14 protein-coding genes are annotated in these 13,922 nt (G+C 64.3%); 4 read left to right on the top strand and 10 right to left on the bottom strand.

Annotation, left to right across the window (positions count from 1 at the left end; translation table 11 throughout):
* Window positions 1–40 precede the first annotated feature (40 nt).
* Both NKH90_RS03770 and NKH90_RS03765 read right to left on the bottom strand, forming a co-directional pair.
* Window positions 41–1,621 (bottom strand): ABC transporter substrate-binding protein, encoded by a 1,581-nt coding sequence (locus NKH90_RS03770; RefSeq protein WP_352817406.1) that lies wholly within the window; start codon window positions 1,619–1,621, stop codon window positions 41–43.
* Between the two features lie 32 nt (window positions 1,622–1,653).
* A complete protein-coding gene (locus NKH90_RS03765; RefSeq protein WP_352767455.1) occupies window positions 1,654–2,367 on the bottom strand; it encodes a FadR/GntR family transcriptional regulator in 714 nt (237 codons plus the stop codon).
* Between the two features lie 97 nt (window positions 2,368–2,464).
* On the opposite strand from NKH90_RS03765, the gene NKH90_RS03760 reads away from it, so the two are divergent.
* Window positions 2,465–3,436 (top strand): Gfo/Idh/MocA family protein, encoded by a 972-nt coding sequence (locus tag NKH90_RS03760; protein WP_352767453.1) that lies wholly within the window; start codon window positions 2,465–2,467, stop codon window positions 3,434–3,436.
* Here NKH90_RS03760 and NKH90_RS03755 read toward each other — a convergent pair.
* Window positions 3,418–3,696, bottom strand: coding sequence for a hypothetical protein (locus tag NKH90_RS03755; RefSeq protein ID WP_352817404.1), 279 nt, complete (start codon window positions 3,694–3,696; stop codon window positions 3,418–3,420). The genes NKH90_RS03760 and NKH90_RS03755 overlap by 19 nt on opposite strands.
* On the opposite strand from NKH90_RS03755, the gene NKH90_RS03750 reads away from it, so the two are divergent.
* Complete coding sequence (locus NKH90_RS03750) at window positions 3,601–4,491, top strand: Gfo/Idh/MocA family protein (RefSeq protein WP_352817789.1); 891 nt, start codon at window positions 3,601–3,603, stop codon at window positions 4,489–4,491. The genes NKH90_RS03755 and NKH90_RS03750 overlap by 96 nt on opposite strands.
* The gene (locus NKH90_RS03745) at window positions 4,491–5,369 is read left to right on the top strand and encodes a dihydrodipicolinate synthase family protein (RefSeq protein ID WP_352817786.1); all 879 of its coding nucleotides are present in this window, start codon (window positions 4,491–4,493) and stop codon (window positions 5,367–5,369) included. The genes NKH90_RS03750 and NKH90_RS03745 overlap by 1 nt, the downstream gene beginning before the upstream one ends.
* Window positions 5,370–5,397: 28 nt before the next feature.
* Here the strand turns inward: NKH90_RS03745 and NKH90_RS03740 are convergent, their stop codons facing one another.
* Window positions 5,398–6,345, bottom strand: a complete 948-nt coding sequence (locus tag NKH90_RS03740) for an LLM class flavin-dependent oxidoreductase (RefSeq protein WP_352817401.1) — start codon at window positions 6,343–6,345, stop codon at window positions 5,398–5,400.
* 130 nt (window positions 6,346–6,475) lie between these two features.
* On the bottom strand, window positions 6,476–6,631 hold the full coding sequence (locus NKH90_RS03735) for a hypothetical protein (protein ID WP_352817399.1): 156 nt from the start codon (window positions 6,629–6,631) through the stop codon (window positions 6,476–6,478).
* A gap of 264 nt (window positions 6,632–6,895) precedes the next feature.
* Here NKH90_RS03735 and NKH90_RS03730 point away from each other — a divergent pair, with 264 nt between their 5' ends.
* Complete coding sequence (locus tag NKH90_RS03730; protein WP_352470743.1) at window positions 6,896–7,663, top strand: SDR family NAD(P)-dependent oxidoreductase; 768 nt, start codon at window positions 6,896–6,898, stop codon at window positions 7,661–7,663.
* Window positions 7,664–7,677: 14 nt separating this feature from the next.
* On the opposite strand, the gene NKH90_RS03725 is transcribed toward NKH90_RS03730, so the two are convergent.
* From NKH90_RS03725 to pcaF, 5 genes are all read right to left on the bottom strand, one after another.
* Window positions 7,678–8,622, bottom strand: a complete 945-nt coding sequence (locus NKH90_RS03725) for an ABC transporter permease (protein ID WP_352817396.1) — start codon at window positions 8,620–8,622, stop codon at window positions 7,678–7,680.
* On the bottom strand, window positions 8,619–9,674 hold the full coding sequence (locus tag NKH90_RS03720) for an ABC transporter permease (RefSeq protein WP_352470745.1): 1,056 nt from the start codon (window positions 9,672–9,674) through the stop codon (window positions 8,619–8,621). The genes NKH90_RS03725 and NKH90_RS03720 overlap by 4 nt, the downstream gene beginning before the upstream one ends.
* Window positions 9,674–11,164, bottom strand: coding sequence for an ABC transporter ATP-binding protein (locus tag NKH90_RS03715; protein WP_502898802.1), 1,491 nt, complete (start codon window positions 11,162–11,164; stop codon window positions 9,674–9,676). The genes NKH90_RS03720 and NKH90_RS03715 overlap by 1 nt, the downstream gene beginning before the upstream one ends.
* A gap of 276 nt (window positions 11,165–11,440) precedes the next feature.
* Entirely contained in the window at window positions 11,441–12,472 is a 1,032-nt protein-coding gene (locus NKH90_RS03710; protein WP_352817394.1) for a BMP family protein, read from the bottom strand.
* Between the two features lie 152 nt (window positions 12,473–12,624).
* Entirely contained in the window at window positions 12,625–13,830 is a 1,206-nt protein-coding gene (gene pcaF, locus NKH90_RS03705) for a 3-oxoadipyl-CoA thiolase (protein WP_352817392.1), read from the bottom strand.
* Window positions 13,831–13,922 lie beyond the last annotated feature (92 nt).

The following is a 13,922-nucleotide window of genomic DNA, read 5'->3' as shown; positions in this document are numbered from 1 at the left end:
CGCCAAAGTGGTCCCGCCTGCTCGCTTGCTTGCGGGTTTCTTACTGGATGTCCCAGCGCCCCGGGTGAGCTGCGTAGGGGCCGCCGCCCGGCGCCGGCGTCCAGACGAAGTCATGCAGCTTGGTCGACGCCACGCCATAGCGGTTGGCCACCCACAACGTCGCCCAGGGCAGGTCCTTGTTCATGACCTTGCAGACCCCCTGCCAGGATTGATCGAGCTTGGCCGGATCGGTTTGGCCGAGCGCGGCGTCCAATGCGGTGCTCAGATCGTCGAACTCGATGCGCATGGTGTTGAAGCCTACCGGCGGGATCTGCGACTTGTTGAGGCCGGGATTGAGGCCGGCCGGGTTGGGGCCGTTCTGCAGGCCGGCATAGACCATCGGAAAGGCGTTCCAGTCCGGCGTGCCTTGCTTGTAGACGATGCCGTTGTAGGTCGGCGTATCGACGACCCGCGGCACCACATTGATGCCGACCTCGGCCAGCATCGACTGGACAGCGGCCATCACATTGGCCGCTTGCGGCGAGCCGTAATAGGTCAGCAAGGTGATCGGCTTGTCGCCGTTGATCTTGTCCCAGCCGGCCTCGCTCAGCAGCGCCTTGGCCTTTGCCGGATCGTAGGCATAGGGTTCGAGGCCTGCGGGAACGAGATGCGGCGCGACATAGCCGCAATTGGCTGGCTCGGCGGCACCGCCGTAGAGGCTGTCGATGATGGCGTTGCGATCGATCGCGTACATGATCGCCTGGCGGACACGGATATCCCTAAACAGATCGACCTTCTGGTTCAGGCCGATATAGTTGACCACGTACGAGGCACCTTCGATCACCTTGAAATTGCTGTCGCTCTTGAACGATGCCGCATCGTCGGGCTCGACATAAGTGAACTGGATTTCGCCGGCACGGAGCGCGGCAACGGCCGCCGCCGGCGACTCGAAATAGCGGTTGATGAGCACGTCTACCTTCGGCTTGCCGCCGCGATAATCGTCATCGGCTGCCAGCTCGACATATTGGTCGCTCACGTAGCGCTTGAACTTGAACGGGCCGGTGCCGATCGGAGTGGTCGACCACCAGGTGCTTGTCGCCAGCGATTCCGGCGGCAGGGCGGCCAGGGCATGCTCCGGCAGGATCATCAGCTGCGAGAGGATGGATAGAAACGAGCCGTTCGGTTTCGATAGCTTCACCACTGCGGTGTGGTCATCCGGCGCATCGACCGAGGCGATGTTGGCGAGGCGGGCGGCAAACAGGCTGCCGGACGCCTTGTTCCTGGCAAGCTCGAGGGTGAACTTGACGTCCTTCGAGGTGAACGGCTTGCCGTCGTGCCAAGTCTCGTTGACCAGGTTGAACGTATAGCTCAGCTGGTCGTCGCTGATCTTGTAGTCCTTGGCGAGGTCGCCTTCGATCTCGGTCAGTCCGGCATTGTAGATGACCAGCGGTTCAAAATAGGTGCTGAGCCAGGTGTAGCCGCCGGTCGCGACCAGCGGGTTGAAGTTCTTGGGAAAACCGCCCGGGCCGACGTCGAAGCCGCCCGCAATGGTCTTGGCGCTTTGTGCCTGGACACTGGTCAATGGGGCAATGCTGGCGAGCAGTAGCCCGGCGACTGAGAATGCGATGGTCCTGATGCGCATGGTTTCCTCCCTTGGCATAGTCAGGTTGTTCTTCAGCTTGTTCGGTTTTTGGCGATAACCTGCTGGATCCCCCGGTAATGGTCGTCGAGCCGCCGACGCGCCTGGTCGACATCCTTGGCGGCGACAGCCTCGACGATCTCGTGATGGTCGCGCCATGTCGCCAGCGGCGTCGGATTGTCGAGATTGGTGAAATTCGAGGCCTTGTTGAACGCCATCCAGAAGATGTCGATCAGCGCGCTCAGCATGCGATTGTTCTGGCAGCGGAACAGCAGCTGATGGAATTGCTGGTCCTCTTCGGCGAAGCTCTCATGGCGCTCGGCACGTTGCCGCATGCGCTCGGTCAACTGGCGCAGCGCTTCGATATGTTCGGCGCTGATCATCTCGATCGTCTTGGCGATGAGGCCGGTTTCCAGCACGCGACGGATTTCGCGCAGCTCTTCGACGTCGCGCAGCGAATCCTGCAAACCGTAGGCCAGGTTGTCCAGCAGCGGCTTGAACGAGAACTCCTTGACGAACACGCCGATGCCGCGCCGTGTCTCCAGGATGCCGATCGATTCCAGCGCCTTGATGGCCTCCCGCACGGAGTTGCGGCCGACGCCGAGCCGCTGCGCCAGAAACGTCTCCGGCGGCAAGGGATCGCCGGCCTTGAGCTGGTTGCTTTCGATATAGGCCCTGAGGCTTTCCTGCACGGTGACGTGCAGCAGCGGTGGTCTGCTCAACGGTTCGATCGACTTCAGTTCCGCCATCCCACTGCTTTCATCATCCGCTGAAGCTTGCCCGCCGCTTGTCGTATAGCCACTTGTAGGATATCCTGCAAGCCCATAGCAAACGTGCTGCCTCCGAATGAAGATTATCCTCGCCGGCTCGAGCCACTGGCACGCCGAAATGCACCTCGACGCCGCACGCTTTCACGGTGCGGAGATCGCCGGTATCTGGGACGAGAATCCTGGCCAAGCGCATGCGTTCGCCGCGCACCACGACCTGCCGTTTATCGAAGATTTCAAGGAGATACTCTCCAGCCCGCCGGATGTGATCCTGTTGATGGGGCACCCTTCGATGGTGCCGGCGCGGGCACGTGCGATCATCGCGGCAAGGGTACCGCTGATCCTGGAGAAGCCGGCGGCCAGCCATACGAGGGAACTGATGGCGCTGCGCGACCTCGCCAGGCAGTACCAGGCTTTTGTCGCTGTTCCCCTGCCCAACCGTTTCGGGCCGGCCGTTGCCGGCCTTGAACGGCTGCGCCGGCAAGGTCGCGCCGGCCCCGTGGCGCATTGCCAGTTCCGGCTGGTCAACGGCCCGCCGCAACGCTACATCGCCGACGGTGTCGCCTGGGTGCTCGACCCGGCGGTTGGTGGCGGGGGTGCGTTGAGGAATCTCGGCATACACGGCGTCGACGCGGCACTCAGCCTCGCAACCGGCAAGCTCGGCCTGAAAAGCGTTTCGATCGCGAACCGCATCCATCCCGGCCCGGTCGAGGATCACGCACTTCTGGTGCTGGAAGACGAGGCCGGCGCGCTGTTCATCGTCGAGGCCGGTTACACCTTTGCTTCGATGCGCCCCGGCGGTGACTTCGAGTGGCGCATCGTCAGTGCCAATGCCACCCTCATCGATCATGGCGACCATGTTATCTGCGCAACGCTCGACGACGCGGCAATCGTCGACTTGCCGGTCGAACTGCCGGCGACGCGCTATCGTCTGTTCATGCGCGATACGCTTGACCGGCTGGCCAGAAAGGCGCCTCCGCCGGTGTCCATCGAAGATTATGTTGCGGCGATGTCGCTGATCGACGCCGCCTATCAAAAGGCAGGACCATGATTGGAATAGGAATTATCGGCGCCGGCGATTTCGGCGCAGCCCATGCGCGGGCAATCCCTGAGGCTGGCGGCATTCGCCTCGTCGCCGCCTCTCGAGGAAATGCCGACGCACTGCAGCAATTCACCGCTGAACATGGCGGCCGCGGCTACGCGGACTAGCGAAGGCTGCTGGACGACAAGGAGGTCGATGCGGTCCTCATTGCCAGCCCGCACCATCTCCATGCCGAAATGGCCATCGGCGCGGCAAAGGCCGGCAAGCATATCCTGCTCGAAAAACCGATGGCGCCGACGGTGGCTGCCTGCGATGCGATCAACGCCGCCGTGGCCAAGGGTGGCGTCAAGCTGATGGTCGCCCACCTCATGCATTTCGCCCCGCCCTGCATGGCGGCCAGGCAAATTCTGGAGGAAGGCGAGCTCGGCCGGCCGCTCGCCGGATCGAGCTGGATCATCAAGCTGTGGATGGAGCACAATCGCCGCGACTGGCATCTGCGCAAGGCGACCGGCGGCGGCATGCTGTTGACGGCCGGCATCCACGCGGTCGATCGCCTGGTCTGGCTGATGGATGACGATGTCGTGTCGGTGAGCGGCATGCTCGGCGCCAAGTTCCATGACCAGGAAGCAGACGACAGCGCTCTGCTCGGATTGCGCTTCGCCGGCGGCGGCATCGGCCAGGTGCAGAGCGTCGGCTATCGCACCGGCGCCACCACCTATGCCATGGATCTGGTCTGCGAGCGGGGAACGCTGCGCATCGACATGGACCGCGGCACCATGCTTGGCCGCGAGACGGTCTGGACCGAGCTGCCCGGGTCCTTTGAGCCGAACTGGATGCATAACGCGCTGGTGCGCGAATGGAGCGCAATGCGCGATGCCATTGCCGATGACACGCCGAGTGCCGGTCGACGGCATCTATGCGCGCAAGATCATCGCCATTATCGAGGCTGCCTTCGCGTCGAACGAAACCCGCCGCGAACACGAGATCGCCGGTGGACGCTGACCTCGACGACCATCTGGCCCGCTTGCCCGCACACGCACCGCGCGGCATCTGGGGCGCGGTGATGCTGGCCATCGACGATCGCGGAGCGATCGACTGGCAGGCGACGGAAGAGACGATCGCCCGGCTCTGCGCCTCAGGCGTCGACGGCGTCTATTCCAATGGCACGGCCTGCGAATTCCATTGCCAGACCGAGCCCGAATTCGACCGGCTTTGTGAGTTGGTCGCAACCATAGCCGGCCGCGCGCGCCTTCCTTTCCAGATCGGCATCAGCCAGTCCAATCCGCGCGTCGCGCTGGAGCGACTGACGCGGGTCGCCGGACTTCGCCCGACGGCGGCTCAATTCACCTTGCCCGACTGGTGGCCGCCCAGTGACGACGAGATCATGCGTTTTGCCGGCGGCCTCTGCGAGGCCGCGCCCGAAACGCCGCTGGTGCTCTACAACCCGCCGCACGCCAAGCGCCGCCTGACGCTCGACGGCATCGCCAGTCTGCGTGCGGCCGTGCCATCGCTGGTCGGCGCCAAGCTGCCGGGCGGCGACGCCGGCTGGTATGCCGACACGCGCCGCAGACTGGACGGATTTTCCGTCTTCGTCCCCGGCCACACGCTGGCAACAGGCTATGCCGGGGGAGCCCATGGCAGCTACTCCAACGTTGCCTGCCTCAACCCGAAGGGCGCGGTGCAGTGGTGGCAGATGATCCGCACCGACATGGCCGCAGCTGCCGAACTCGAGGCCCGCATACAGGCCTTCCTGGCCGTACATGTCCTACCGTTTCGCACCCGTTACAATGTCGGTGATGCAGCACTCGATAAGGCGATGGCGGCGGCTGGCGGCTGGGCGCCGCTCGGGCCGCGATTGCTCTGGCCCTACAGCTCCGTTCCCGATCAGGAAATACCGACGCTGGCCAGGGCGGCTCACGCGGCTTTCCCGGAATGGTGGTAGACCCGTCACCAAGGCGCGGGACGACGGTTCAGCAGCCGGCTCGCGCGCCCTGCGTTGCGCGTGACACAAACGCCCCCGGCTGAGGGACATCGGCCTCGCGCCGTGCCAGTGAATTGCGCAAGAGCGCAATCGCCTCGCGGCCGGCGGTCGCAATCTCGCGTGGCCTGTCGACGCCGACGATCATGAACTCCTTGATCCCCAAAGCGGCGTAGGAAAGCAGCGACAGCGCGATCTGCGCCGGCGGCCCGGCAAGTTCGAGCGCCTTCTGGCAGGAAGCGGCCGGTTTGTCTTCCGAACGGATTCGGACGGGAAGCGCGAAACGCAGCTTGCCGGCCCGGCCGTGTTCGGCAGCAGCGCCGCGTACGCGCTCCATTGACTGGTGAATTTCTGCAAGCGAGCCAGGCGCCAGCTCGAACACGTCCGCATGCCTGCCCGCGACCCTGAGCGCAGTGCCCGACTGCCCGCCCATGCGGATGGTCACATCGGCACCATGCGGCCCCTTGCGCGGCACATAGCCGCCTTTGATGCTGTAAAAGGTGCCTTCATGGTCGAACGGCCTGTCGTTCGACCACAATCGCTTCAGCAGCACCAAATATTCATCAATGCGTTGCCAGACCACTGTGTGGCCGGCCGGACGTGCCTCGGCATCGTCGTCGCTCAGCGGCTCGCTGAGCATCCTGAGCGACAGCCGGCCACCGCTTCTCGCGTCGAGGGCAGCGAGTTGTCGCGCCGCCACGGTTGGTTCGATCACGCCTGCCCAATGCGTGAGCACGACCTCCAGGGACGAGGTCCGGTCCAGCGTCTGGGCGGCAAGATCCATATTGGTCAGCAGCCCGGCCTGGTCGTCGATGACGATCCTCTGGAATCCGGCATCCTCGATCAGTGACAGCTTCGTCGCGGTCTCGACAAAGTCATAGAAAAAGCTGGCGTCGGCAGCGTGGATCTTACCGGGAACATGCGTGAACTCGATCGGCATTGCCATCTCCTCCATCACGTTGGAATCAGGGCGCGCAAATGCGCACCGGCATTCGGTTCATCAACTCCGGAATTTCTGCAAACGGCAGGCCGCTATCCCGAGGTAGCCTCGATGATCAGAGCCTTGACAATCAGGGGATCAGCCCCAGTACCACTGCCCCGGTGAATACAAACGCAAGGGCAAAGACGAGATAGGCGAAAGCACCGGCATAGGCCGGCCGCCACACCTGGCCGGAACCCAGCCTTTGGCCTTTGCGGGCAGTCTGAGCGTTCTGGCTATAGGACATATCGACCTCCGTCTCGGCGCTTAATCTATAAAATCAGTAGACTTTGTCGAGTGCTATTTTCGCGCGATCCTTAGAACAATTTTCTTCAAACGGCGGACAAGTTAGTGCTTTTACTGCTTAGCACTGCCTTTTGCGGCATGCCGGGGTGACGGCAGGAAACGTCAGGTCCATGTGTCTGTGGCTCCTTGGCCATCCAATGGATGAGGGATAGCATCGCTTCAGCGGAAAGCCGCGACGTCACGGCAAGGCAGCAGGGAGCAAACCATGGGGACAAGACTGGCCGGCAAGGTCGCCATCATTTCGGGCGGCGCGACGGGAATGGGCGGTGCGGCCTCGGAGCTTTTCGCGGCCGAGGGCGCCAAGGTGGCGATCGTCGACCGCAACGGCGAAGCGGCGGCGGCTACCGCAGCGGCAATCAGGCAACGCGGCCATGTCGCCGAGCACTGGGTCGCCGACGTATCGGATGAGGCGCAGGTCGAAGCGGCGGTGAAGGGCGCGACGGAAAAATTCGGCCCGGTTACGGTTCTGTTCAACCACGCCGGCACCCTCGTCATCAAACCCTTCCTGGAGACCACGCTGCAGGAATGGGACTGGCTGCATGCCGTCAATGTGCGTTCGATGTTCCTGATGACGCGTGCTGTGCTGCCCGGCATGATCGCCGCCGGCGGCGGTTCCATCGTCTGCACCTCGTCGATCTCGGCGGTGGCGGCGACGCCGATGGAGGTGCTTTACGACACCACCAAGGGCGCCTGCCATATGTTCGCGCGTGCCATCGCCGTCGAGTTCCGCGACCGCAACATCCGCTGCAATGCGGTCTGTCCAGGCTTCATCAGGACACCGCATGGCCTGCGCGAGGTCGCCGATCTCGACAAACTCGGCGTCGATGTCTCCGACGCGGCAATGGCGGCGCAGCAAGGGCGGATCGGCGAGCCGGAAGAGGTCGCGAAGGCAGCCCTGTTCCTGGCCAGCGACGAGGCCAGCTTCGTCAACGGCGCCCATCTGTTCGTCGATAACGGCTTCACCGCGATGTGAAAGGCGAAGCGCCGCTACCGCTCTTCGCGCCGGAACGGCTTGAGCAGCGCCGACGGGGCCACCGCATTGCGCGACATCACCGCCATAGCGACGATGGTGAAGATGAACGGCAGCATCAGGAAGGCCTCGTAGGGGATATGGCCAAGCCCGCTCGCCTGCATGCGCAACTGCAAGGCGTCAACGAAGGCAAACAGCAGTGCCGCGCCTGCCGATCGCCACGGATCCCAGCGGCCGAAAACGACGAGCGCGATTGCCACCCAGCCACGCCCCGAAACCACGCCGAAGGTGAAGGCGTTGAATTGCGCCATCGACAGGAAGGCACCGGCCAGTCCCATCAAGGCACCGCCGAGGATCACCGCCTGGAAGCGTGTTGCAATGACGCTGACGCCGGCAGAATCGGCGGCACGCGGGTTTTCGCCGACCATGCGCACCGCTAGGCCCCAAGGCGTGCGGTAGAGCACGAAGGCGGTCAGCGGTATGGCCAGCGTCGCCATGTAGATCAGCGAAAACTGGTTGAACACCGCCGGCCCAAGCACCGGTATGTCGGACAGGATCGGGATCGGCAGCGTCTCGAACCCCTTGATGTTCGGTGGCACCGATTGCTGTCCGAAGATCAGCCGGTAGAGGAAATAGGCAAGGCCCGACGAGAACAGCGTCACGCCGATGCCGCAGACATGCTGGCTGAGGCCGAGCGCTACAGTGAACAGCGCGTGCACGGCGCCCATCAGCGCCCCGGTCAGCACCGCCGCTAGCACGCCAAGCCAGAGGCTGCCGCTGAGGCTCGCCGCGGTGAAGCCGGTCATCGCCGACAAAAGCATGATGCCTTCGATGCCGAGATTGAGCACCCCGGCGCGCTCGGAGAACATCTCGCCCAGCGTCGCGAAGGCCAGCGGCGTGGCGATGCGGATGATCGCGGCGAGGAAGCCGACCTGGAAGATCTGTTCCAGCACCACGCTCATTTGGCTATTCCCACGCGACGGATGCGATAGGCGGTGAACAGCAGCGCCACCAGCATGGCGAGCAGCGCCGTTCCCTGGATGACATCGCTGAGGAAGGCCGGAACGCCGGTCGCCCGCGACATCGCCTCGGCGCCGGTCATCACCGCGGCAAGGAAGATCGCCGCCGGCACGACGCCGAGCGGATTGAGCCTCGCCAGCATGGCGACGACGATGCCGGAATAGCCATAGCCCGGCGAGATGTCGCTCATCACCTGGAAATGCACGCCGCCGACCTCGCCGACGCCCGCAAGGCCGGCCAATGCGCCAGACAGCAGCGCCGTCGAAATCAGCACCCGCTCGACATTGATGCCGCCATAGCGTGCGGCTTCCGGGTTTTCGCCGGTGACCCTGATGCGGAAGCCGAGCGTGGTGCGCGCGACCACGAACCAGATGACCGGTGCGGCGACCAGCGCCGCGACGACCCCGAGATGCAGCCGCGTGCCTTCGAGCAGCACCGGAAAATTGGCCGTATCCTCGATCGGCGGCGAGATCGGGTAGCCGCTGAAACTGTCCTTCCATGGCCCCTCGATCAGCGCCATCAGTGCGTAGAAAATGACCGAGTTGAGCAGCAGCGAGCTGACCACGTCATCGACCCTGAATTTTACCCGCAGCGTGGCGGGGATCAGTGCGACGGCCGCGCCGGCGGCGGCACCCGCCAGCGCCATCAGCAGCATGGCGAGCGGCCCCGGCATCGGGATTGCACCGACGGCACAGCTCGCCACCGCACCAGCCAGCAATTGCCCTTCGGCGCCGATATTCCAGAATTTGGCGCGGAAGGCGACTGCCACGGCCAGTCCGGTGAAGATCATCGGCGCGGCACGGACCAGCGTTTCGGTGACGGCGTAGCTGTCGCCCAGCGACGCCGAAAACATAACGCCATAAGCCTCGACGACGCCGGCGCCAGCCAGTGCAATGAGGCCGCTGCACAGGATCAGCGTCGCGCCGATGGCGAGCAGCGGCAGCGCCAGATTGAACCAGGCGGGCGTTGAGGTGCGGGCCTCGAGACGGAACATCAGGCATGGCTCTCCGCTCCGGTCATCATCAACCCGAGTCTGGCGATGCTGGCGTCGGCGCTGTTCAGCGTGCCGACGATGCGGCCCTCATACATCACCGCGATACGATCCGAGAGCATCAGCAACTCTTCCAGATCCTCGCCGATGACGACGATGCCGCAGCCCTTGGCGCGCATGTCGAGGAATTTTTCGTGGATGAAGCGCGCGGCGCCGATGTCGAGGCCGCGAGTCGGCTGCGAAACGATCAGCACCTTCGGATCGAAGGCGAGTTCGCGCGCCAAAAGCGCCTTCTGCAGATTGCCGCCGGAAAGCGCCCCGGCGCGCGTCATCGGCCCGGGGCAACGTATATCGTAGGCTTTGATCTGCGCCTCGGCGAAGGCGCGGATCGCATCCGGCTTGAGCAGGCCGTTGCGGCTGAACGCCGCCATGCCGATGCGCGGCAGCACCATCGAATCGGCAAGCGGCAGATTGGTGACCAGCCCTGTCGTCATGCGGTCTTCCGGGATGCGGCCGAGGCCGAGCGCCTGGACTGTGCTCGGCGAGAACCGCGAAACCGTTTTGCCGGCTATGGTCATCTTCCCGGCATCGGGCGCACGCACGCCGGAGATGACCTCGGCAAGCGCGCGCTGGCCATTGCCGGAGACGCCGGCGATGCCAAGGATCTCGCCGCCACGAACCGACAGCGAAACATCGCGCAGCGCCATGCCGGAATGATGCGATGTCGAGATACCGTCGAGGGTCAGCACGGCCGCACCGGGCATCGACGGTCCTCTGGCCGGAGGCACGATCTCGTGGCCGCACATCAGCCGCGCCATCTCCGAGGACGTGGTGCTGGCCGGCGCATCGACGCGGCCGGCAACGCGCCCATGCCGGAGCACAACGCAGCGATGCGTCAGCGCCCGCGCCTCGTTGAGCTTATGCGAGATGAAGATGATGCCGAGCCCTTGTGCCGCCATCGAGCGCAGCGCCGAAAACAGCCCGTCGACCTCGGTTGGCGCCAACACCGCCGTCGGCTCGTCGAGGATCAGCAGCCTTGCGCCGCGAAACAGCGCCTTGACGATTTCGAGCCGCTGTTGCTCGCCGACCGACAGCGCCGAGACGGGGAGGTCCGGGTCGAGCGTCAGCCCGTGCTGGCGGCCGATCTCGGCGAGCCGCGCCAGCCCGCCGGCGCGGTCGATCCGGCCCGATCTGCCGGGAATGCCGATCAAGAGGTTCTCCAGCACCGAAAGCCGCGGTGCGAGATGAAAATGCTGGTGCACCATGCCGATGCCGGCGGCCAGCGCATCGGCCGAACTGTTGATCGCCACCGACCGGCCCTGCACCAGGATCTCGCCGGCATCGGGCGCATAGGCGCCGAACAGCACGTTCATCAGCGTCGTCTTGCCGGCGCCGTTTTCGCCGAGCAGCCCGAGGATTTCGCCCGGCGCCACGCTGAGATCGACGGCCTCGTTCGCCTTGACGGCGCCAAAGTTCTTGGAGATGCCGCGCATTTCGATGAGAGGGGCAGGCGTTGACAAGGGTGCTCCCGATCGGAATTGGCTTTACGGTTCAGCTTTGATCGACGGGAATGCGCTGCACCCCCCTCTGGCCTGCCGGCCATCTCCCCCTCAAGGGGGGAGATCGGATGTCACTTCGGCTTTCGCAAATCGTCAGCGCTGAAGAAGAGGTGCTGTCGGCGAAGCTGCTAATCTCCCCCCTTGAGGGGGGAGATGGCCGGCAGGCCAGAGGGGGGGTGCGACAAGCGCCAGACCCCCAAAAAACATCGCTCAGTCCGAGACCGGCGTATTCTCATCGACGTCGACGCGGAAATTGCCGTCGAGGATCTCTGCCTTCTTCTTCTCGACCAGTTCCTTGACCTCGGCCGGCAGCGTCTTGTCGAACTTGTGGTAGGGCGCGAGGTAGGAGCCGCCCTTGGCCATGCGCGAGAAATCGCCGTAATCCTGCGCGGTGAAGACGCCGGCCTTGACCAGCTTGATCGCCTGCTCGACGGTCGGATACATGTCCCAGACCGGCCCGGTGATCACGGTGTCGGGGCCGAGGCTCGACTGGTCCGACATGTTGGAGATGGCGAGGATCTTCTTCTCCGCCGCCGCTTCGATGACGCCGAAGCGCTCGGCATAGATGACGTCGACGCCGGCGTCGATCTGGGCGACCGCCGCTTCCTTTGCCTTCGGGGGATCGAAGAACGAGCCGATGAAGGCGACCTTCTTCTTGATGTTGGGATTGACCTCCCTGGCGCCGGCAAAGAAAGCGTTGACCAGCCGGTTCACTTCCGGAATGCCCATCGCCGCGACGGCGCCGACCGTGCCTGACTTCGACATTTTTCCGGCGATCATGCCGGACAGATAGGCCGGCTCGTGGATCCAGTTGTCGAAAACGCCGAAATTCGGCTCGGCCGGCCCGGCGCCGGAGCCGAACAGGAAGGCGGTCTTCGGGAACTGCTTGGCGGTCCTGCGCGATTCGCGCTCGGCGGCGAAGGCATCGCCCAGCACCAGCTCATAGCCGCCCTGCGCATATTCGCGCATGACGCGGCTGAAATCGGCGGTCTGCACCTTCTCCGACCATTTGTATTCGATGCCGAGTTCCTTCTCGGCCTTCTGCAGAGCAACATGGATCTGGTTGTCCCACGGCTCCTCGATCGGCGTGGCGAAGATCGCCGCCACTTTCAGCTTCTTGGTCTTGGCAAAGGCGCTGCCCGGCAGCATCGCCGCCGCCAGGCCGAGCGCGCCCAGCTCCAGCACGTTGCGGCGCGAAAGCTCTTCGCGTTTCGATTGGATTCTGCTCTTCCCGTTGTCCATTGCATGCCCCTCTGATTGGCGCCGTGTCGAGCCGGCTCTCTTCTCTGGAATATCAGCGAAGGAACTATGGAACGGTGCCCGGCTTTTGTCCACATGGTCAAATTTGAGTGGGCGGAACGCGCCATTAAATGGTCCGGCAAATCGACGCTTGCTCACAATCTCTCCAGCGCCACCGCGATCCCCTGGCCGACCCCGATGCACATGGTGGCAAGTGCATAGCGGGCGCTACGTTCGCGCAGCTCCAGCGCCGCCGTGCCTGATATGCGCGCGCCGGACATGCCGAGCGGATGGCCGAGCGCGATGGCACCGCCATTCGGGTTGACGTGCTCCGCATCCTCGGCAATGCCGAGCTGGCGCAGCACGGCGATGCCTTGCGAGGCGAAGGCCTCGTTGAGCTCGACGACATCGAACTGTTGTGGCTTCAGGCCGAGCCGGGCACACAGCTTCTGCGTGGCCGGCACCGGACCGATGCCCATGATGCGCGGAGCGACGCCGGCGGTGGCACCGCCGAGGATACGGGCGATCGGCGTCAACCCGTATCTTTTCGCGGCTGCTTCCGAGGCGACGATCAGCGCCGCGGCGCCGTCATTGACGCCCGAGGCATTGCCGGCCGTAACCGTGCCGCCTTGCCGGAACGGCGTCGGCAACTTGGCCAACGCTTCGATCGACGTGCCGCCGCGGGGATGCTCATCTCTGTCGACAACGACCGGATCGCCCTTGCACTGCGCGATCGTCACCGGCGTGATTTCCTTTGCCAGCCGGCCATTGGCTTGTGCGGCTACAGCCTTGTCCTGGCTGCGCACGGCAAATGCGTCCTGGTCGGCGCGGGAGACAGCGAACTCTTCCGCCACGTTCTCGCCGGTCTCCGGCATCGAATCGACGCCGTATTGCTTCTTCATCAGCGGATTGATGAAGCGCCAGCCGATCGTGGTGTCGTAAATCTCGGCATTGCGCGAAAAGGCGGTCTCTGCCTTCGGCAGCACGAACGGAGCGCGGCTCATCGATTCGACGCCGCCCGATATCATCAGCTCCGCCTCGCCGGCCTTGATGGCGCGGGCAGCAATCATCACCGCATCCATGCCCGAACCGCAGAGACGGTTGACGGTCGAGCCCGAAACCTCATTCGGCAGGCCGGCCAGCAGCAGCGCCATGCGCGCCACATTGCGGTTGTCCTCGCCGGCCTGGTTGGCGCAGCCATAGACGATGTCGTCGATGGCAGCCCAGTCGATGTTTGGATTGCGCTCGACCAGCGCCTTCAGAGGGATAGCGCCGAGATCGTCGGCACGGACCGCCGACAACGAACCGCCGAAGCGTCCGATCGGCGTGCGGATGTAGTCGCAGATATAGGCCTCGGCCATTATGCAGCCTTCCCGTTTGCGCTGATGATTTCTGCTCCCGACCCAGCCATGTTGGCCGCATTCTCCTTGAGACGAAAGCACATCTCGCCGCC

It is taken from the genome of Mesorhizobium sp. M0898 (assembly GCF_040319695.1).
Lineage (GTDB): Bacteria > Pseudomonadota > Alphaproteobacteria > Rhizobiales > Rhizobiaceae > Mesorhizobium.
This window is presented reverse-complemented; position numbering and strand designations above follow the sequence as displayed.

Bases quoted from the DNA above. Each gene is read 5' to 3' on its own strand.
- NKH90_RS03770 (WP_352817406.1), bottom strand. From the start codon at position 1,621: ATGCGCATCAGGACCATCGCATTCTCAGTCGCCGGGCTACTGCTCGCC.
- NKH90_RS03765 (WP_352767455.1), bottom strand. From the start codon at position 2,367: ATGGCGGAACTGAAGTCGATCGAACCGTTGAGCAGACCACCGCTGCTG.
- NKH90_RS03760 (WP_352767453.1), top strand. From the start codon at position 2,465: ATGAAGATTATCCTCGCCGGCTCGAGCCACTGGCACGCCGAAATGCAC.
- NKH90_RS03755 (WP_352817404.1), bottom strand. From the start codon at position 3,696: ATGCTTGCCGGCCTTTGCCGCGCCGATGGCCATTTCGGCATGGAGATG.
- NKH90_RS03745 (WP_352817786.1), top strand. From the start codon at position 4,491: ATGCTGGCCATCGACGATCGCGGAGCGATCGACTGGCAGGCGACGGAA.
- NKH90_RS03740 (WP_352817401.1), bottom strand. From the start codon at position 6,345: ATGCCGATCGAGTTCACGCATGTTCCCGGTAAGATCCACGCTGCCGAC.
- NKH90_RS03735 (WP_352817399.1), bottom strand. From the start codon at position 6,631: ATGTCCTATAGCCAGAACGCTCAGACTGCCCGCAAAGGCCAAAGGCTG.
- NKH90_RS03730 (WP_352470743.1), top strand. From the start codon at position 6,896: ATGGGGACAAGACTGGCCGGCAAGGTCGCCATCATTTCGGGCGGCGCG.
- NKH90_RS03725 (WP_352817396.1), bottom strand. From the start codon at position 8,622: ATGAGCGTGGTGCTGGAACAGATCTTCCAGGTCGGCTTCCTCGCCGCG.
- NKH90_RS03720 (WP_352470745.1), bottom strand. From the start codon at position 9,674: ATGTTCCGTCTCGAGGCCCGCACCTCAACGCCCGCCTGGTTCAATCTG.
- NKH90_RS03715 (WP_502898802.1), bottom strand. From the start codon at position 11,164: ATGCGCGGCATCTCCAAGAACTTTGGCGCCGTCAAGGCGAACGAGGCC.
- NKH90_RS03710 (WP_352817394.1), bottom strand. From the start codon at position 12,472: ATGGACAACGGGAAGAGCAGAATCCAATCGAAACGCGAAGAGCTTTCG.
- pcaF (WP_352817392.1), bottom strand. From the start codon at position 13,830: ATGGCCGAGGCCTATATCTGCGACTACATCCGCACGCCGATCGGACGC.